Source organism: Seonamhaeicola sp. ABD4_340, from assembly GCF_056312135.1.
On record NZ_CM149981.1, the window covers coordinates 3,182,254 to 3,203,323 of the forward strand.

The 21,070-nt window shown below is 35.7% G+C and carries 18 protein-coding genes; 13 read left to right on the forward strand and 5 right to left on the reverse strand.

What is annotated here, in order from left to right:
- Positions 1-59 precede the first annotated feature (59 nt).
- The 3 genes from ACYX4H_RS13730 (at position 60) to ACYX4H_RS13740 (ending at position 1,906) form a co-directional block, all read left to right on the forward strand.
- Positions 60-1,124, forward strand: a complete 1,065-nt coding sequence (locus tag ACYX4H_RS13730; RefSeq protein WP_476236848.1) for an SDR family NAD(P)-dependent oxidoreductase — start codon at positions 60-62, stop codon at positions 1,122-1,124.
- A 222-nt stretch (positions 1,125-1,346) separates the two neighbouring features.
- Positions 1,347-1,592, forward strand: a complete 246-nt coding sequence (locus ACYX4H_RS13735) for an AbrB/MazE/SpoVT family DNA-binding domain-containing protein (protein ID WP_476236849.1) — start codon at positions 1,347-1,349, stop codon at positions 1,590-1,592.
- Complete coding sequence (locus ACYX4H_RS13740) at positions 1,583-1,906, forward strand: type II toxin-antitoxin system PemK/MazF family toxin (protein ID WP_476236850.1); 324 nt, start codon at positions 1,583-1,585, stop codon at positions 1,904-1,906. Before ACYX4H_RS13735 ends, ACYX4H_RS13740 begins: the two co-directional genes overlap by 10 nt.
- A gap of 188 nt (positions 1,907-2,094) precedes the next feature.
- On the opposite strand, the gene ACYX4H_RS13745 is transcribed toward ACYX4H_RS13740, so the two are convergent.
- Positions 2,095-3,273, reverse strand: a complete 1,179-nt coding sequence (locus ACYX4H_RS13745; protein WP_476236851.1) for a proline dehydrogenase family protein — start codon at positions 3,271-3,273, stop codon at positions 2,095-2,097.
- A 97-nt stretch (positions 3,274-3,370) separates the two neighbouring features.
- On the opposite strand from ACYX4H_RS13745, the gene aroB reads away from it, so the two are divergent.
- The 3 genes from aroB (at position 3,371) to ACYX4H_RS13760 (ending at position 5,353) form a co-directional block, all read left to right on the forward strand.
- Positions 3,371-4,438 carry a 3-dehydroquinate synthase gene (gene aroB / locus ACYX4H_RS13750; RefSeq protein WP_476236852.1) on the forward strand — a complete coding sequence of 356 codons (1,068 nt, stop codon included), beginning with the start codon at positions 3,371-3,373 and terminating at the stop codon, positions 4,436-4,438.
- 387 nt (positions 4,439-4,825) lie between these two features.
- Positions 4,826-5,044 carry a hypothetical protein gene (locus ACYX4H_RS13755; RefSeq protein ID WP_476236853.1) on the forward strand — a complete coding sequence of 73 codons (219 nt, stop codon included), beginning with the start codon at positions 4,826-4,828 and terminating at the stop codon, positions 5,042-5,044.
- A 3-nt stretch (positions 5,045-5,047) separates the two neighbouring features.
- Positions 5,048-5,353 (forward strand): type II toxin-antitoxin system RelE/ParE family toxin, encoded by a 306-nt coding sequence (locus tag ACYX4H_RS13760; RefSeq protein WP_476236855.1) that lies wholly within the window; start codon positions 5,048-5,050, stop codon positions 5,351-5,353.
- Between the two features lie 223 nt (positions 5,354-5,576).
- Here ACYX4H_RS13760 and ACYX4H_RS13765 read toward each other — a convergent pair whose 3' ends face one another.
- The 4 genes from ACYX4H_RS13765 to ACYX4H_RS13780 form a co-directional block, all read right to left on the reverse strand.
- The gene (locus tag ACYX4H_RS13765) at positions 5,577-7,949 is read right to left on the reverse strand and encodes a GumC family protein (RefSeq protein ID WP_476236856.1); all 2,373 of its coding nucleotides are present in this window, start codon (positions 7,947-7,949) and stop codon (positions 5,577-5,579) included.
- A 15-nt stretch (positions 7,950-7,964) separates the two neighbouring features.
- Positions 7,965-8,690, reverse strand: coding sequence for a polysaccharide biosynthesis/export family protein (locus ACYX4H_RS13770; protein WP_476236857.1), 726 nt, complete (start codon positions 8,688-8,690; stop codon positions 7,965-7,967).
- A gap of 89 nt (positions 8,691-8,779) precedes the next feature.
- Positions 8,780-10,741: a polysaccharide biosynthesis protein gene (locus ACYX4H_RS13775; RefSeq protein WP_476236858.1), complete on the reverse strand. Its 1,962-nt coding sequence runs from the start codon at positions 10,739-10,741 to the stop codon at positions 8,780-8,782.
- A complete protein-coding gene (locus ACYX4H_RS13780) occupies positions 10,738-11,871 on the reverse strand; it encodes a DegT/DnrJ/EryC1/StrS family aminotransferase (protein WP_476236860.1) in 1,134 nt (377 codons plus the stop codon). Before ACYX4H_RS13780 ends, ACYX4H_RS13775 begins: the two co-directional genes overlap by 4 nt.
- Before the next feature lie 530 nt (positions 11,872-12,401).
- Between ACYX4H_RS13780 and ACYX4H_RS13785 the strand changes: the two genes are divergently transcribed.
- The 7 genes from ACYX4H_RS13785 (at position 12,402) to ACYX4H_RS13815 (ending at position 21,070) form a co-directional block, all read left to right on the forward strand.
- The gene (locus ACYX4H_RS13785) at positions 12,402-13,430 is read left to right on the forward strand and encodes an NAD-dependent epimerase (protein WP_476236861.1); all 1,029 of its coding nucleotides are present in this window, start codon (positions 12,402-12,404) and stop codon (positions 13,428-13,430) included.
- Positions 13,431-13,537: 107 nt separating this feature from the next.
- On the forward strand, positions 13,538-14,521 hold the full coding sequence (locus ACYX4H_RS13790; protein WP_476236862.1) for an SDR family oxidoreductase: 984 nt from the start codon (positions 13,538-13,540) through the stop codon (positions 14,519-14,521).
- A 15-nt stretch (positions 14,522-14,536) separates the two neighbouring features.
- Positions 14,537-15,916, forward strand: coding sequence for a nucleotide sugar dehydrogenase (locus tag ACYX4H_RS13795; protein ID WP_476236863.1), 1,380 nt, complete (start codon positions 14,537-14,539; stop codon positions 15,914-15,916).
- Positions 15,917-15,928: 12 nt separating this feature from the next.
- Complete coding sequence (locus ACYX4H_RS13800) at positions 15,929-17,230, forward strand: nucleotide sugar dehydrogenase (protein WP_476236865.1); 1,302 nt, start codon at positions 15,929-15,931, stop codon at positions 17,228-17,230.
- Positions 17,231-17,250: 20 nt separating this feature from the next.
- Positions 17,251-18,789, forward strand: coding sequence for a lipopolysaccharide biosynthesis protein (locus ACYX4H_RS13805; RefSeq protein ID WP_476236867.1), 1,539 nt, complete (start codon positions 17,251-17,253; stop codon positions 18,787-18,789).
- Positions 18,790-18,818: 29 nt separating this feature from the next.
- On the forward strand, positions 18,819-19,787 hold the full coding sequence (locus tag ACYX4H_RS13810; RefSeq protein WP_476236868.1) for a glycosyltransferase: 969 nt from the start codon (positions 18,819-18,821) through the stop codon (positions 19,785-19,787).
- Positions 19,787-21,070: a glycosyltransferase gene (locus tag ACYX4H_RS13815; protein WP_476236869.1), complete on the forward strand. Its 1,284-nt coding sequence runs from the start codon at positions 19,787-19,789 to the stop codon at positions 21,068-21,070. Before ACYX4H_RS13810 ends, ACYX4H_RS13815 begins: the two co-directional genes overlap by 1 nt.

Sequence of the window (21,070 nt, forward strand, 5' to 3'; positions counted from 1 at the left end):
TTAAAACATCGTATATTTATACGTTACCATACAATAAATTAATTTCATAGTGTGCATACATGAAACCAAATACGCCCAATTATTTAGACCAACTTTTTAATAGCTATGAAGAGGTCTCTGATCAAACTACCTATGCTACACAAAATAAAACACTAGATTTTTCACAACATACCATTTTAATAACAGGCGCTGCAGGCACCATTGGCAGTGCATTAACCAATCAATTGGCTGCTTCAAATGTTAAAAAATTAATAGCTGTTGATGTTGCAGAATCCCCTCTTTATAATCTTAGCAAAGCCTTAGAAAACACAGCAAACAACCACATAACTTTTGCACTTTTAGATATTTTAGATGAAGATGCATTGCTGCACATTTTTAAAACACACCAACCAACACTGGTATTTCATACCGCCGCTTACAAGCATGTGCCCCTTATGGAAAACGCGCCATACAATGCTGTTAGAGTAAATATTTTAGGTACACATCGTGTAGCTAATATGGCGCATACATTTAAGGTACAAAAATTTGTGTTTATATCAACCGATAAAGCTGTGCAAGCATCGGGTGTTATGGGCATGAGTAAAAAGGTGGTCGAAAACTATCTACACACCCTATCTAAAACCAGTACTACCTCCTTTATAACAGCAAGGTTTGGTAATATTTTTGGTTCTAATGGTTCTGTGGTATGCCAGTTTAAACAACAATTAGCGTTGGGTTTACCGCTAACCATTACAAATACCAATATTGCACGCTATTTTATTTCCAAGCAACAGGCTACCGCACTTATTTTACAAATAGCAACATATAAAAGTAAAGGCTATACATTATACAGTTTCAACATGGGGCAAGCCATTAAAATTATAGATATCGCAAAAAAGCTTTTACAGCGTAATCATAAAAATCTAGAAGATCACATCCGTATTACAGGCCTCAGGCCAGGTGAAAAGTTTTCAGAAATCTTAGTTGCTGCTCATGAAACCATAATACCTACCGCCCATAAAGATATTTTTGAAATTAGCACGCAAACACCGTGCAATAATATTACTGATATTTCTGTGTTTGAAACAGTAAAACCGCATACTGCTGCACATACTATAAAAGCCTTACTTAAAGCACATATCTAAAACGCATTTGCATTTTTTTCATTGAAACGATTACTCATAACCATCAATTACTGAAAATACACAAAGTTTTTCGGTTTTACAGTTACGCTAGCAATATCGGGTGAATTCTTAGAGGTAGCCAACTATGCAGTAATGGCATTTATAGATTATTAACATCAATACGGAACGAATTTTGATATCGTAATAAAATGTATTTACTTTGTAATAACATACTAAGATATTATGGAAACATCAATAATCAAAATTGGAAATTCAAAAGGGCTTCGTTTAAGCAAGACCATTTTGGAAAAATATAACATAAAAGACAAGGTTGAACTTATTCTTGAAAAAGGGCAGATAATTATAAAACCTGTTACTTCACCAAGAAAAAATTGGGAAGAGAAATTTAAGAAGATGAGTGAAAACGGTGACGACAAATTACTTATGAATGATGTGTTCGATGATGAAAACCTTGAAGAATGGATTTAAAACAATATGCAATAGTTCTTGTAAATCTTGACCCAACAATTGGGAGTGAAATAAAAAAGACAAGACCTTGTGTTATCATTTCTCCAAATGAAATGAATAAATATTTAAACACCATCGTGCTTGCTCCAATGACTACAAACCTGAAAGAGTATCCAACAAGAGTTTCAGTAAAACATAACGGAAAAAAGGGAATGATTGCAATAGACCAAATTCGGACAGTTGATAAAACCAGAATCGTCCGAGTTTTTGAATGTTTGACAACATCAGAAATCAGAAATTGCAAAGAAGTAATAAAAGAAACCTTTGTGAGTTAAAAAAAGCACTTATGCCTACAATGTGCAAATTAATTACTTAGTTATAAGACTACTATTGGCAACACACAGGCAACGTCTGTATTTATTGTTTGTTTCTTAAATGTTATATGTTGCCTCAACATAATTTAATTAATTAGTGTAAACATGTACCAAAAGCAAATCATCTCAAATTATATTACACTATAAAACTACACCTCTTTTCTGCGCTGGATCTCTTTGTTTATAAGCGTTAATTCTCTACTGGTTTGTCCTGCTACCGAGGTGTTTTCTTCAGCCCTTCTAATTAAATAAGGCATCACATCTTTTACAGGGCCAAACGGTAAATACTTAGCCACATTATAGCTATGGTGTGCCAAGTTAAAACTAATATGATCACTCATACCGTACAATTGGCCAAACCATACGCGGGCATCATTATGGGCTATTTGTTGGTTTTGCATTAAATCCATAAGCAAGTATGAACTGTTTTCGTTATGTGTTCCGGCAAATAAAGCAATGGTATCTATATGCGCCATAATGTATTTTAAAGCCGCATTAAAATTTTCATCGGTTGTAAACTTGTCTTTGCATATAGGTGATGCATAGCCGCGGTCTTCAGCCCTATCATTTTCTTTTTCCATATACGCACCACGCACTACTTTATAACCTAAAAAATAACCTTCGGCAAGGGCTTTTTCGTGTTCTTTTTTTAGAAACGCCATACGGTCGTGTCTGTACATTTGCAGTGTATTAAAAATAAGCGCCTTTTCGGTATTGTAGGTTTGCATCATTTGTGTTACCAAACCATCGGCGGCATCTTGCATCCAGCTTTCTTCGGCATCAACTAAAATAGCAACGTCATAAGCTTTGGCTTTTTTACAAACGGCATCAAACCTCGCTACAATACGTTGCCATGCGTCTTGTTCGGCAGGGCTTAATGTACTGCCAGCACCTACTTTTTCATACAAACGTATACTACCAAATGCCGTAGGTTTAAAAACCGCAATAGGTATAGCTTCTAAATGTTTGGCAAATTCAATAATCTCAAGTATTTTTTCGCATGACGCATCAAAATGTGTTTCATCATTTTTGCCTTCCACAGAATAGTCTAACACAGAACACACCCCTTTGTCATACATCGCATTAATTACAGGTACGCAATCGTTTTCGTTAACACCGCCACAAAAATGATCAAATACGGTAGCACGTATTAAACCATCAATAGGCAAACGTAATTTTATAGCAACATGGGTAAGTGCAGTGCCTATTTTAACCAAGGGCGCTATAGAAATCATTCTAAACAAATAATACGCGCGTTTTAAAGCGGTATTGTTCTTTAATGAAAACGCAATTTCAGTATTATTAAAGATTTGATTGTTTTGTTGCATTATCTTCAAAATTTTCGGCAAATATAATTAACCTTATGCTATCATTTTATATAAAAACGCCGTAATTTCACGGCTTTAAAAATTTTAACTTTTTTTTATGGATTCTATTAGTTATAAAAATTGTAAAATTCATTTCAACAATACGTGCTACACTGCTATAAATGCGCACATTACACAACATAATTTCTCTAAAATCTTCATTTTAGTAGATGAAAACACGCACACCCATTGTTTACCATTATTTTTAAAACATTTAGAAACTCATGTTGCTATTGAGATTATTGAAATAGCATCGGGCGAAATACATAAAACCATAGACACTTGTGTGGGCGTTTGGAACACCTTGTCTGATCTTGATGCCGATAGAAAAAGTCTTATGATAAACATTGGCGGTGGCGTTATTACAGATCTTGGTGGTTTTGTAGCCTGTACCTTTAAAAGAGGTATTGCTTATGTTAATGTGCCTACTACCCTATTATCTATGGTTGATGCTTCGGTAGGTGGAAAAACAGGTGTAGATTTAGGGCATTTAAAAAATCAAATTGGGGTTATTAGCGACCCAGATATGGTACTTATAGATCCGTATTTTTTAAATACACTCCCAGCAAACCAAATGCGCTCTGGTCTTGCCGAAATGCTAAAACACGGGCTCATTAGCGGTGATACCTATTGGCAAAAGTTTCAAGATTTAGCCGCATTAACCTTGGCCGATTTAGACATGCTTATTTATGAATCGGTGCTTATTAAAAAGCATGTGGTTAGCGAAGACCCTTTTGAAGATGGTATACGCAAAACCCTAAACTATGGGCATACCCTTGGGCACGCCATAGAATCGTATTTTTTAAGTCACCCAAACAAGCAAACACTGCTTCATGGTGAAGCTATTGTAATAGGCATGATTTTAGCAAACTACATTTCTACTCAATTAACAGGGTTTCCTAAAGAAACTACAGACGCAATTAAAGCGTTATTTGTTAGTTACTATGGTAAAGTAAAAATTGATACCTCTGAATATGAACCAATAATGGAGCTTCTTAAATATGACAAGAAGAATAACCACGGAAATATTAATTTTGTATTGTTAGAAGCCATAGGAAAACCTAAAATAGATTGCAAAGTAGATGATGCCATTATTATTGATGCCTTTGCATATTACGCCAGTTAAATACTAATATCACGTCAGTCCACGTGATTTTGAGGCACAAGGCATTGTATCGAGAAGCCATAGTGAGCAATACGATACCAATAAAATCGCATCAGGCGAACTGATGATGATGAAAAAATTATGCTCACAAAAAGAATAATTCCTTGCCTAGTTATTAAAATGGTCGCACCGTAAAAGGCGTAAACTTTTCAGATTTACGTGATGCCTACACTATCTAGTAAAACACGTTAAACAATATGCCGAAGTTTGTACAGTCCCCCTAAATATAACCTATAATCCTAGCACCTCAGTTCGCGTTTCATCTCACTATAAAGCATGGTATCAAAAACCTGGTATTAAAATTGAGCTGTTTTTTTTGTAAATTTGTTTAAGACAATTTTTATTTACATGGACATACAAACCACAAAACTAGAATTACTAAAAATCATTTTAGAAAACGAAAACGCTGAATTTATTCAACGTATAGCTGATTTTGTGAAAAAAGAAGAAAAAGATTTTTGGTATGACCTTAGTGCCTCTGAGCAGGCAGAAATCAAAAAAGGCATTCAAGACCTTAAAGAAGGACGAAGGATTTCTTACGAGGATTTTTTAAATAAAATGTCGTAAATAATGACTGTATTTTTATCTGCTCTTGCAGAAACTAAGCTTCTAAAACTATCAGAATACTTAATAAAACATTGGAATTTAAAAACAAGAGATGATTTTATTACTAAATTAACTGAAAAAATCAACCAAATTTCAGTGCATCCAGAAAGCTTTCCGAAATCATCTGAATTCCAAAACCTGTATAAATGTGTTGTAACAAAACAAACAACCCTGTATTATCAGATTAATTTCCCTAAAAATGAAGTTGAAATCATTACTATTTTTGATAGCCGACAACAACCTGAAAGGCTAAAAAAAGATATAAATTAAACCATATAAAAACAGCGAAAAACGACATCACTACAAAACAGTTAAACAACCCTTTTCAAATTCTTATCACATCAGTTCGCGTAATTTTGGGCACAAGGCATTGTATCAAAAACCAAACGCTATAAACACACTCATACGTTGATATCATCATGCTATATCACAAACAAAAAAACGTCGGTAATTATAATATCACAGACGTTTTTTATATTAAAATATATCGTTTTTAAGCCTTCCCTTTTTTAAACCAGCGTTTCTTTTGAGGTGCTGCATAATACCCATAATTACCACCGTAACCATAGTTAGATTCTTGTACATCATTCACCACAAGCATCATACCGTTTAATTTATTATCGGCATGTAATTCTTTGGTAAAGTTTAAAATGCGCTTTTCGGTATAGCCTGCTCTGGTTACATATATGGTATGACCCGCATATTGGCTTATTAATAATGTATCTGTGACTAACATGGCAGGAGCTGTATCTACAATAACATAATCGTACTGTTCAGAAACAGTATCAAATAATACTTTCATACGGTCACTCATTAACAACTCTGCTGGGTTTGGTGGTATTTTACCAGATAGCATAATATCAATAGACACGTCATTAATATCATACGGGTTTACAGCATCTTGAATACCTAAGGTATCATCTACTAAAAATTCTGTTAAACCAATATCAGCTTCTTCCGTATCTATGCGGCGTTTAATAGCTTTATAAATTTGTGGGTTACGTATATCAGCCCCAAGTAACAACACGCGTTTACCTGCATTAGCCATCGTTAATGCCAAGTTTAAACTCACAAACGATTTTCCCTCGCCGCTAATAGTAGAGGTTACAAATATCACATTGTTTTGCGTTTTCACTTGTCTACCGCGTGCAATGAAGTCTAGGTTGGTACGTATAATTCTAAACGATTCAGACATGATAGAACGGTCGTGCTTGGTTACCAAACCATTGGCTTTATTGCCAAAATTTGGTATTTCACCCAGTACCGTAATATTAGGAATTTCCTGTTGCAAGTCTTCTTTACTATGAATTTTAGTATCTAATAAATCTTTCACGTAAATAACACCAAACGGTATAAACAAACCTAAAAATAAAGCCCCAAAAATAAGCACTGTAGGCTGTGGTGCTATAAAACTACCCAAGCTATAAGGGCTTTCAACCACTTTTATTTTTGGTGAAATCGATGAAATAGATATGTGGGCTTCCTCACGTTTTTCTAAAAGAAAAATGTACATCGATTCTATAATACCCTGCTTACGCTGTATAGAACGTAAGGTACGCTCTTGGTTAGGTGCAGAGTATAATTTTGAATTTATTTTACGTGAACTATTTTGTAAAGCGCCTAATTGTATGTTTAAGGTTTGTTTGGTATTGTTAATACTTTGCAAGAGGTTACCGCGTATTTGCCCAAGCGTATTATCTAATTCTACCACCACGGCATTATTCTCGCCAGCACTCTTTAAATAATTACTGCGTTGTGCTAACAACTCATTGTAGCGAGACGCCATATTATTTATAGCGGCATCACCACCACCTATGTTAGACGGAATGCTTTCATAAGGATTATCACCCAAAGCACCGCCCATATAATCTAACAAACTCAGTTGGGTTTTGGCTGTTTGAATCATTTCTTCATTTTGCACACTAGAGCTAAACGCCTGTTCCGATGAACTGGCCATATCAGCAATACGGTTACGCGATTTAAACCCTACAATACTATCATCTACGTTTTCAAGATCAGATGCAATAGATTGCACACGCTCATTAATAAAATTAGCCGTGTTAATCGCTTGTCGGCGTTTTTTATTAATAGACGAGGTATCGTATTCATCAATAAGCGTCCCTATAATATCAATGGCTTTTTTCTCCACAGGGTCGTCCATTGTAATATTTAATACTTTAGACGATTCCCCACTGGGGTACACCCCTATACGGCCTTTTAAACTTTGCGCAATGCGTTCAACAGGAATAATATCTACTTTAATAATTTGATTGGTATAACCACTAATATTGGTGTTAGGTGTTAAAATCATCCCTCCAAAATGCGTGTCTATTTTTTCACCAAAGGCCAGTGGTTTGGGGGCATCATCTTCATGTAACCTGTAATTAAAATGCGTGTTAGATGTTGCTTCTACATAAAAGGTAAAACCCACTTCATTAATTAACGAATCTGATGCTATAAAATTAATTTGAAATGGTTTTTTACTGTATAATTCATAGTCTTTAACACGCCCAATAGAAAAATACTGAATGTTTAAATCCAGCTTATCCACAATATTACGTAAAAACTCTCTAGACTTAATTACCTGAATTTCATCATCTATTTTAGCAGCCTCATCGCCTGAAAAAATGGTTAAATCTTTAATAGCTGCTTTTCCGGTTTCATTTTCACCATCATCTAACACCATAATTTTAGCCATGGCGGTATATTGCGGTACAAGCGTTCGCATTTGTAAATAAGCCAATACCAAAAAAACAAGTACTGAAAGTACAAACCATTTCCAATGCTTGGTATAGCCGCTTATAAACTTTTTAAAATCAAAATTTTGAAATCCGTTTCCTTTAGGGTGCTGGTTTAAAGGTTCCATATAATAGTAATTGTCTTATCGGGTAAGTATAACTGCTAAACTAACTATAATACCGGCTACAGAAGATATAACGCCAATACGGGAATCACCAGACGCTCTACTTATTCCACCTTTATTAGGTTTTACATATACAATATCATTTTGCGTTAAGTAAAACACCGGCGAGTTAAACACTTCTTTACTGGTTAAATCTATTTCTGTATAGGTCTTGGTACCGTTAAAATCTCTAATCACCATAATATCTTTACGTTGCCCGTTAATATTAAGGTCGCCTGCCATGGCAATAGCTTCTAATATTGAAATACGCTCACCACTTATAGGGTAAACACCGGGGCTATTTACCCAACCTAAAATACTCACGCGGTAATTTTTTATACGCATAATAACCACCGGGTCTTTAAGGAGTTGCCCTTGTTCAAATTTCTTTTTTAAAAGTTCCTTGGCTTCTTCAACCGTAAGGCCTACCATTTTAATTTTCCCTAATACCGGGTAATCAATATTACCATCGGCATCAATAAGATAATCTATTAACTGGCCACCACCATCACCACCTGTAGCTTCTACTAAGTTATAAGGTTTGGTTACTTCAAGGTTTAAAGTAGATACGTTAATACTTAAAATATCGCCAATTTTAAGTTTGGCTTTAAAGGTATCAGTATCAACAATGGTTTCAAAATTTTTAGCATTCTGAAAATACACCACATCTTTTTTGGTGTAGCAAGATGTGAGAGCTAACAACATAACACACAGGCATACAAGCTTGCATCTATTAAAATAGCGGATCATACAATATAATATATTTGGGGAAAATAATAATTTTTAACCAGTTATTAAAGGCTCTTAGAGGTTTTGTTTGGTTTGTTACTTTGGCCTTCAGTTAAGCTTTTGGCTTTCTTATAAATTTGCACACGCTTATCAAAACGCTCATAATCTGAGTTATTTGATTTATATTCTGGTATTAACTCCTTCATTTTTAAAACAATGTTGTTGTTTTGAAAACGGTTGGTAATACAAAGCTCTTCTATTTGTGCTTTTACATTTGCGTGGTCAAGGTCTCTGGTTTTACTTATCATAATTTTCTTATGGTAGGTAGATAAGGTATTTTCACCATTAGCCAATAACTCTTCGTATAATTTTTCACCAGGGCGTAAACCTGTAATTTTAATATCAATATCATCAGGGTAATGTAAGCCTGATAGTTTAATCATGTTTTTAGCCAGGTCAAAAATCTTAACAGAATCACCCATATCAAAAATAAAGATCTCACCGCCTTTACCCATAGTACCCGCTTCTAATACCAATTGTGAGGCTTCAGGTATGGTCATAAAATAACGCGTAATATCTTTATGGGTTAATGTTAACGGTCCGCCTTGTTCTATTTGCTTTTTAAACAACGGTATAACAGACCCGTTAGACCCTAGTACATTACCAAATCTGGTAGTAATAAATTTGGTTTTACTTTCTTTTTGTAAACAGCTAATATACATTTCAGCCATACGCTTGGTAGCCCCCATTACACTGGTAGGATTCACTGCTTTATCGGTAGATACAAACACAAATTTTCTAACGTTGTATCTAGACGCGGTATCGGCCAATAACTTCGTACCGTTTACATTTATTTTAATAGCCTCGTAAGGCGATTTTTCCATTAAAGGCACATGCTTGTAAGCCGCCGCATGAAACACCATTGTAGGTTTGTAGTATTGAAAAATACTATCCATACGCAAACCATCTCTAATATCAGCTACAATGGCTGTAAAATTGTGTTTACCAGCACGTTTTAAATCTTGTTGCACATCGTATAAAGCAGATTCGGCTTGATCTACCAATATTAAATGCTTCACATCAAAATTAGAAATTTGATTCACCAACTCACTACCAATAGAACCTGCAGCCCCCGTTACAATAACCGTTTCGCCTTTAAATTCATTAATTAAGTTAGGATTTTCTATTTCTATAGGCTTACGGCCTAATAAATCTTCAATCTGGAATTGTTTAATTTGGTTCGCACTAAACTCGCCATCAATCCACTTTTCAATAGGTGGTACTTTTTTAACTTCTACATCTAAAGCTGTTAAACTATCTACCAAACGTATAATACGTCTTGGTTCAATCGTTTGGGCAGCTACAATAATTTCATCAATACCATGTTTCTTAATAAAACGGGTATCTACGTTTTTTGAGGGTACAATACTAATACCATTTATTAATTTACCACGTTTTTTAGCATCATCATCAATAAAGTTAATAATGTTAAACTTTTTATCGGTACCACTTAATAAGGCATTATAGGTAACAATACCAGAATCGCCCGCCCCATAAATTAAAATATTTTTAGAGGTTTTAAACTTACATTTTAAGGTGTTGTATATTAATTTAAAGGCTAACCTACTCCCTGCCAAGGCTACAAAACTTAATAAGGCATGCATGACAATAATGGTTAACGGAATGGTAAACTTAGGCAAGATACCAAAGGCTCTGTTGGTTAACACACCAACACTACAAATAGTTGCAATAAGCATTACGGCTTTAAATACATTGACCACATCGGTAAAACCGGTATGCCTAATCACACTTTTATAAGAGCCTACTAATAAAAAGCTCACACCAGCTACAAACGCTAAAAATGGTAATTGCACAAAAAACTGATTGGTGTCAAAGTTAAGCGTAAAATTAAAACGTATCACGTAGGCCACAAATAAGGTAGCCAAAACAATAGCTAGGTCAATAGCAAATACCAGCCATTTTGAGGCATAGCGTTGCGATAGTTTAAAGAGGTAATTTTGCATCATGATAAATTGGGGGTTTTTAATATAGTATGTAAAATACGGTCTAAATCACTGGGGGTTAAATTAGAACCACTAGGTAAACAAAGCCCTCTATTAAAAAGGTCTTCAGATACACCATTGGTAACATGCGCACAATCCTTAAATACGGGTTGTGTATGCATAGGCTTCCATAAAGGTCTAGATTCTATAGCGTCTTCTAATAACGTAAGGCGAATGGCCTCACGCGTGCTGTATGAATCGGTTAAAATACAGGTTAACCAACGGTTTGAAAACAAACCAGCAGGCTCTTCTAAAAACGTCACGTTTTTAAAATGTGACAAGTGTTGTTTATAAAAGTCGTAATTGCGGCGTCTGGCGGCAACACGGTCGTCTAGTACTTCCATTTGGCCTCTACCAATACCAGCCACCACATTACTCATACGGTAATTATAGCCAATAGCCGAATGTTGATAGTGCGGTGCCTCATCGCGGGCTTGGGTGGCTAAAAATACCGCCCTATCTTTCAAGGCTTGGGTATTTGTTATTAACGCACCACCACCCGATGTGGTAATAATTTTATTGCCATTAAATGATAATATCCCCATATCAGCCAAAGTACCACAAGCCTGTCCTTTATAAGTACTTCCTAAAGCTTCGGCGCTGTCTTCAATCACGGGAATATCATAGGTGTTCGCAATGGCTTGTATGGCCTCGGCCTTGTAAGGCATACCATATAAATGCACGGCAATAATAGCCTTAGGCTTTTTACCTTGCTGTATACGTGCTTTAATAGCAGTTTCTAAAAGCTCAGGACACATGTTCCAAGTATCACGTTCACTATCAATAAAAATAGGTGTGGCGCCTTGGTACACAATAGGGTTGGCAGATGCTGAAAAGGTAAAACTTTGGCATAATACCTCGTCACCTGCACCAACATCTAATAACTGCAATGCTAAATGAATAGCTGCTGTACCGGCGCTTAAGGCAGCTACATGCTTTATACCTCCTAAATACGCTTGTATGGCTTCTTCAAAACCATTCACATTAGGTCCTAAAGGCGCAATCCAATTGGTATCAAAAGCCTCATTCACATACTGGCGCTCCGTACCGCCCATGTGGGGAGATGATAGGTATATTTTAGTTTGGGTTAGCATGTATCATATGTTTTATAAGACAAAACATATAAACGCAACTCCTCACTGTCTCGTAAAAAATTAAAGTTTGTGGTATGTTCCCTCTTAATCATAAATAGTTAATATCAAATCAATGGTGTAAATAATTGCCATAAAATACCTAAAAAGCCTTTGTGCTTGCAGCATGAAACATCAACTCAGAGAGACTTTTTAATCTAAAAGAACTTTTAAGTACTGTATTAAACAATTAAATCAACTTGCTATTAATCAATTCAATCTTGTTTGTTTCCGGGTGTAAATTTAGTAATACTTTTTATCTGCCAAACACGGTTTTTACTTATTTCGCCAAAAGCGATATTAAATTCGGTTAAATACATCAAGTGGTGTGATAGGTAGGGGTTCTTATGCGGATGGTCGATTTTAATATGGTCTATGCGCTTCACAAACCCCTTTATAATCATATATAATATACTACAAACGTTATTTTTTAGGCTTTTTTCAGCATAACTCAATACAATTTAGCATCTTTGAGGTCTCAATACATAAGTTATATGAAAATATTGGTTACAGGCGCTGCCGGTTTTATAGGCTTTCACGTATGCCAAGTACTTCTAAACAAAGGGCATCAGGTTGTTGGTTTAGACAATATCAACAATTATTACGATGTCAACTTAAAATACGCCCGCCTACAAGCTCTAGGCGTATCTAAAAACGATGCTTCGGTGTTTTTAAAACAAACAAGCAGCACCGCGCACCCACAGTTCACCTTTGTACGCATGCATTTAGAAGACCGTGAGGCGCTCCCCCAACTGTTTAAAACCCATAATATAAGCATTGTTTGTAATTTAGCCGCCCAAGCAGGCGTACGTTACAGTATTGAAAACCCTGAAACCTATATTGATGCTAATATTGTAGGGTTTTTAAATATTTTAGAATGCTGCCGCCACCACCACATCAAACACTTGGTCTATGCCAGCAGCTCTAGCGTGTATGGGCTGAACACCCAAATACCTTTTACCACCAACCAACAGGTAGATACCCCCATCAGTTTGTATGCCGCCAGTAAAAAAAGCAACGAGCTTATGGCACATACCTACAGCCATTTATTTAAAATACCTACCACAGGCTTACGCTTTTTTACCGTGTATGGGCCCTGGGGCAGACCCGATATGGCACTCTTTTTATTTACCGATGCCATTGCAAAAGGCCAACCCATAAAGGTATTCAACCACGGTGATATGGCGCGCGATTTCACCTATATAGATGATATTGTAGAGGGTGTTGTGCGCATCCTTGAAAAAGACACAAAACCAAGAATAGACAGCAACAGCTTATATAAGGTCTATAATATAGGGAATAACAACGCCGTAAAACTGCTAGACTTTATTGAAGCTATTGAAACCCACTTAGGTAAAACCGCCATCAAACACATGCTACCCATGCAACCTGGTGATGTGGCGCGCACCTGGGCCAATGTAGACGATTTAATACACGATTATAATTACCAACCCCACACCCCCATCAACCAAGGCGTTAAAGCGTTTGTAAATTGGTATAAAACGCACTACAATGTTACCTAATTGTTAACAAGGGGATTTCGTCGGAAAAAATGAATCATTAACATAATAAGTATGCTGGTTTAATATTTTTTTACATATTTGCGCAGCTATTAATAAACCCAAATTGCATGTTACAAGCATTACAAGATAAAACCGTACTCGTTACAGGCGGTGCTGGCTTTATCGGTTCAAACCTTATTGAAACTTTATTAGAAAACAACATTAAAACAGTCTGTTTAGATAACTTTGCCACTGGCAAACGCCATAATATCGCGCCATTTCTAGACAATACCCTGTTTACCCTTATAGAGGGTGATATTAGAGACATCAACCACTGCCACCAAGCCTGTAAAGGCGTTAATTATGTGTTACACCAAGCGGCTTTAGGCTCGGTGCCACGTTCTATTAACGATCCGGCAACCACCAATGATGTGAATATTTCAGGCTTTTTAAACATGCTTATAGCGGCTAGAGATGCTCAAGTAACGCGTTTTGTATATGCCGCAAGTTCTTCTACCTATGGAGACCATGAGGCCTTACCTAAAGTAGAAGATACCATAGGCAAACCATTATCGCCCTACGCCATCACCAAATATGTGAATGAGTTGTATGCCGATATTTTTAACAAAACCTATGGCTTAGATACCATTGGCTTGCGTTATTTTAATGTATTTGGCAAACGCCAAGACCCTAACGGGGCCTATGCAGCCGTTATACCAAAGTTTGTACAACAACTGGTAAAACACGAATCGCCGTATATTAATGGCGATGGCAGCTACTCACGTGATTTCACCTATATAGATAATGTGGTGCAAATGAACCTTAAGGCCATCACTACAACCAATCAAGCAGCCCTCAACCAGGTATATAACGTGGCTTTTGGTGAGCGTACTACACTGTTAGAGCTTACTAAATTATTAAAAGACTACTTATCGGAATTTGACCCTAAAATAGCCGATGTGGCCATCAAACACCGTGATAACAGAGCGGGCGATATTCCACATTCTTTGGCTTCTATAGATAAAGCAAAAACATTACTCAATTACAATCCCGCATACAGCGTTAGCGAAGGCCTAAAAGCCGCCGTACGTTGGTATTGGGAGCATTTATAATATTACTATAATTACATGACTATTAAAAACATTTGTTGTATTGGGGCAGGCTACGTCGGCGGGCCTACCATGGCGGTCATCGCACAAAAAAATCCTAATATCAAGGTCACCATTGTTGACATCAATGCCGATCGTATTGCGGCCTGGAATGATGCAGACCTTACAAAATTACCGGTATATGAACCGGGGTTGGCCGATATTGTGGGCGCTACCCGTGGTAAAAACCTGTTTTTTTCTACAGCCATTGATGAAGCCATTGATGCGGCCGATATGATTTTTATCTCGGTAAACACCCCTACCAAAACCTACGGTAAAGGCAAAGGGCAAGCAGCCGATTTAAAATATATTGAGCTATGTGCCCGTAACATTGCCAAAGTGGCTACTACCGATAAAATTGTGGTTGAAAAATCAACCCTTCCCGTACGTACGGCCGAGGCCATTAAAAGCATTTTACACAATACCGGTAATGGTATTAATTTTCATATTTTATCCAATCCTGAGTTTTTAGCCGAAGGAACGGCGGTTGATGATTTATTACAGCCCGATCGTGTGCTTATAGGCGGCGAAAACGAGGCTGCTATTGAAAGTTTGGCCAGCGTTTATGCCAGTTGGGTACCGCAAGACCGTATTTTACGTACCAATTTATGGTCGTCAGAGTTATCCAAACTTACGGCCAATGCCTTTTTAGCGCAACGCGTATCGTCTATCAATGCCATCTCAGAACTCTGTGAGCTCACGGGGGCTAACGTTGATGAGGTTGCCAAAGCCATCGGTACCGATTCACGTATAGGCCCTAAATTCCTTAAAGCCTCGGTAGGCTTTGGCGGGTCGTGTTTTCAAAAAGATATCTTAAACCTGGTATACATTGCCCGTTCGTATAACTTACAAGAAGTGGCCAATTACTGGGAACAGGTTATTATTATGAACGACCACCAAAAACGCCGTTTTGCCGATCGTTTGATTAAAACCCTGTACAATACCGTATCGGGTAAAAAAATTGCCGTATTAGGTTGGGCCTTTAAAAAAGACACCAATGATACCCGCGAGTCGGCAGCCATTTACGTCACGGATCATTTATTGAACGAGCAAGCCCATATAGCGGTGCACGACCCCAAGGTACCGGCACAAAAAGTATATGCCGACCTTAATTATTTAAACACCCGTACCGAAGATGACAACCAAAACAACGTAGCGGTGTTACAAAATCCGTATGACGCGGTTAAAGAGGCCCATGCCATTGCTATTATGACGGAATGGGATGCCTTTAAAAGCTTAGATTGGGACGCTATTTACAACAGCATGCAAAAACCGGCCTTTATTTTTGATGGCCGCAATATATTAGATAAACAGACTATGGAAGCCATTGGTTTTGAATACCATGCCATTGGCCAATAACAACACACACTCATGAATACACCAAATATTGCCATTATAGGTTTGGGTTATGTAGGCTTACCCCTCGCCCGTTTATTTGCCACCAAATACCCCGTGGTAGGTTTTGATATTAACCAAGCCCGTGTAGACGAACTCATGCAAGGCGTTGATAGCACTTTAGAGGTAGATAACAGCGTACTACAAGCGGTTATCAAACCACAAGCCAATGCGCAAAACGGTTTGTACTGCACCACAGACCTAGAGGCTATAAAACAGTGCAATTATTACATTGTAACCGTACCCACACCCATTGATAAAAACAACCGCCCCGATTTAACACCCCTGTACAAGTCTAGTGAAACCGTGGGCAAGGTTTTAAAAGCTGGCGATATTGTTATTTATGAATCTACCGTATACCCCGGAGTTACTGAAGACGAATGTGTGCCTATTTTAGAACAGGTCAGTGGTTTGCGTTTTAACACCGATTTTTTTGCAGGCTACTCGCCAGAACGCATCAACCCAGGTGATAAAGAACATACCGTTGAAAAAATATTAAAAGTCACTGCCGGTTCTACACCAGCCATTGGCCAACAGGTGAATGACTTATATGCCAGCGTTATTACCGCAGGTACCCACCTAGCCCCTACCATTAAGGTAGCCGAAGCGGCTAAGGTGATTGAAAACTCACAGCGCGATATTAACATTGCCTTTGTAAATGAGTTGGCCAAAATTTTTAACCTCATGGGCATTGATACCCATGCCGTACTAGAAGCCGCAGGTACCAAATGGAACTTTTTACCCTTTAAACCCGGTTTGGTAGGTGGCCACTGTATAGGTGTAGACCCTTATTATTTAGCGCAAAAAGCACAAGAAGTAGGCTACCACCCCGAAATTATTTTAGCAGGCCGCCGCGTTAATGACGGTATGGGGCAGTATGTAGCCTCAGAGGTCATTAAACTGATGATTAAAAACGACATCATCATTAAAAATGCCAATATCTTGGTATTGGGCATTACCTTTAAAGAAAACTGCCCCGATGTACGTAACACCAAAGTGGTAGATGTCATTACCCAATTACAAAGCTATGGTACTAACATCACCATTTATGACCCTTGGGCAAACCCCGAGGAGGTCATGCACGAATACGGTTTAAAAACCACCCAAAACCTTGAAAACACCAAGGCTGGCGAAGCAGGTACTTATGATGCCGTGGTGTTAACCGTAGCACACCAAGCCTTTTTACAACAAAACCTCCAGCGCCTCTTAGCGCCTAAAGGGGTATTATATGATGTTAAAGGGGTATTAGCTCCTACAGCCACTACCGGAAGGTTATAAATTGTAATACACAAAGCCCTATGTCTAGAGTTAATAAAACACTAAAAAACGCCAAGGTTAGTACGTTTTTCTTTGTGATTACTACTTCTATTGGTATTTTCTCTAGAAGTATATTCTTATCTAAATTAGGAGATGACTTTATGGGGCTTACAGCTACCCTGCAAAGTTTTTTACAATTTTTAAATCTAGTAGAATTAGGTATTGGGTCTGCTATGGGCTTTGCGCTTTACAAATCATTACATAATAAAGACCATGAACAATTAAATGAACTCTTTTCTTTAATTGGCTATTTATACAGTAAAGTTGGTAAAATTGTATTGGTAGCAGGCATGGTTTTATCTTTATTTTTTCCATTAATTTTTAATGACACTACCATACCGTTATATGTTATATATTATGTGTTTTACGTGTACTTGTTTTCAAGTTTGCTTACCTATTTTTATAATTACCAATTAATATTATTACAAGCAGACCAAAAAGGCTACATCCCAACAGCCTATTTACAGATTACACACATTACAAAGGTGTCTTTACAAATAATAACCCTATACCTTACCACTAATTTTATTGTGTTCATAACTATTGAGCTTGTAACTTTAACACTGTTCAATTTATTCATACATAAACGCATACACAAAGAGTATCCTTGGCTCAAATTCCCCAATAAAGGTAATAAGGCTTTACTAACAAAACATAAGCTCATTATTACCAAAATAAAGCAAATGTTTGTACATAAAATAGCTGGTTTTATACTAAAAAGTACAGACAACATTGTTATTTTCTCCTTTGTAAGTTTACAAAGTGTGGCTTATGTAAACAACTACTATTTAATTACCGGTAGTGCATCTGCACTGCTAACCAATTTTTTATCAGGTACGGGGGCTGCTGTTGGGAGTTTAGTGGCTGAAAACGACAAAAAAAAAATAAACAAAGTCTTTTGGGAGCTCATGAGTTTAAACCATTATATAGGTGGCTTGTTAGTACTAGCGCTCTATTATGGCATCAACCCCGTAATTGGGCTTTGGTTGGGTGAGCGCTATATCATGGACGCCCACATTGTTCTATTATTGTTGGCCAATGTCTATATCATGAAGATGCGTGTCCCTATGGATAATTTTATTAGTGCATACGGTATGTTTCATGATGTTTGGGCGCCCATTACAGAAGGACTATTAAACCTAGTTGTATCAATTGTATTAGCATACTTTTTTGGTATTTCAGGGGTGTTATTAGGTACCTTTATTAGTGTTACTTGTATTGCATTAGGCTGGAAACCTTATTTCTTATTTAGCCAAGGTTTTAAAGCAAATATATGGGCGTATTGGAAAGGTTTTTTTACGCTTTTAGTAACATTTAGCATTGCGTTTATTGTTATCAATTACATCGTTACACATTATATAATTATAAATGAACAATCATGGGGTTTACTAATACTGTCCTTAATAAAAGTCGGCTTTATAATTCTTATTATTTATACCTCTTTAATGTTTATATTAAACAAAGGGTTTAAAAATGTCCTTAATAGATTTATAATAATGATCAAAAAATATAAGCCTTAATTAAAATCAATAGTAAATTGTATATTAAAATGAAATGGTCTCCTTTTTTATCAATAGTAATTCCCGTATATAATTCACAAGACTATCTTGCTGAATGCCTTGATAGTATCATTTATCAATCTTTTACTGATTATGAGGTAATCGTTATTAATGATGGCTCTACAGATAACAGCTTATCCATTTGTAATAGTTATAAAAGCAAAATACATAAGCTGAAAGTTATTGACAAAAAAAATGAAGGAGCTAGTGTCGCCAGAAATGTAGGTATCAAAAATGCTATAGGCGATTATATTTGGTTTATTGACAGTGATGACCACATACCTAACAAACATGTTTTCAATACATTAAAGCATAATACCAAAAATACAAAAATAGATATTTTAGGTTTTTCAAACTACATTTATATTGTAGACGAAAAAAAGACAATTAAAGACCAAAGAGTTAACAACACATCTATTATGAGTCCTAAAGAATTTGTTAGTGATATAAATAGGCATGTAAGGATTACACCCTGGATTGTTATTTTTAGAAATATTTTTTTAAAAGAAAATGACATACTATTTGATCAAAACTTAATAATCTCTGAAGATGTGTTATTTATGCATGTATGTATTTCCAAAGCTAAAACAATTAAATACATTCCTGATTATTTATACACTCAAAAATGGAGGGAAAATAGTCTATCAAGTAAAAGTGTAAATAGGCATTATATTTTAAAAGCAGAAATAGCATTGCTAAAATTATCCCAAAATGCAGTAAATACAACTGATTTTGAAGATTTTTGGTATACAAAAATATATGATAGTTACATTAAGATTTATTTTGAATACTACAACTTAAAAGAAGGTCGCAATGATTACAAAAACATAATAAAATCAATGAAAAAGAAGAAATTATTATTACGAAAAAAAGATGTTTTTGGAATCAAAGTTTTAAAAACATTACATAATTATTGTTTTCCTATTTACAAATTAAGAATTCTAGGTAGGTTATGGTAATGAATAAAAACATAAAAAATAAATTAAACATATTATTTCTAGTTCCTAGATTTCCTGCGGTTTCTGAAACTTTTATAGTCAATCAAATAGTTGATTTAATTGATCGTGGTCATTCTGTACATATTTTTGCTACAGAAAAAACGAATCATATTGTGCACCCTAAAATAATAGAGTATAAACTACTTGAACAAACCTACTATACCAATTACCCTAACACCGTATTGAAGCGTATAAAGGAGTTTTTTAAACTTCTAAAATCAACCAAAACAAAAAACACACTTAAATTACTTAGATCACTAAACATTTTTAAATACGGGGTTTCTGCCCTAAAATTAAGTACTTTTTTTAAATTAGCATGGATTACTAAAACTACAAAAGCCTATAATATAGTTCATGCTCATTTTGGTCCTATGAGTGATTATTTTTTCTTAGCCAAAGATTGCGGTTTTTTTAAAGAAGCAAAATTAGTTACTACTTTTCATGGCTATGATATTATTCCTGAACAAAGGCAATTAAACAAGAGTCGATATAAAAAATTATTAGAAAACAACATTACTATAACCGCGAATACTTTATACACTAAATCATTGTTATTAGATATTGGCTTTAGTAACGATAATATATATATTTTACCTGTTGGATTGAATACTTCTTATTATAAATCAAATAATACTATTGAAAATAAAACTAAAGTAACCCTATTATTTATTGGTAGAATTATTCGTTTTAAGGGAGTTTCATTATTAGCTGATATAGCCAATGATTTAATTAATAAAAAGGGAATTGAAAATTTTGAAATTAAAATTATTGGTGGTAGTGATGAAGAAAATAATAAAGAGTTAAATAAGCTAAATACTAAAGTTAGAGATTTTAAATTATCAAGTTTTATCTTTCTTTTGGGGTCAAAAAACCAACAAGAAGTTATTAATGAATTAAATGCTGCTGATATTTTTATTATGCCAGGCATTACGGATAATAATGGAAGGGCTGAAAATCAAGGCTTAGTGATACAAGAAGCTCAAGCAATGGAAGTGCCCGTAGTAGTTACTAATGCAGGCGGAATGCAATACGGTTTAATTAATAAGAAAACTGGATTTGTGGTAAAAGAAAAAGACATTAAAGCTTTTAGTGATACACTAGAATTTCTAATAAACAGCCCTGAAAAAAGAAAAGAAATGGGGAAACAAGGTAGAAAATTTGTAGTTGAACACTACGACTCAAAAATTTTAGGCCATGAATTAGAAACTATTTATAATAATTTACTAAATCAAAATTTACAATAA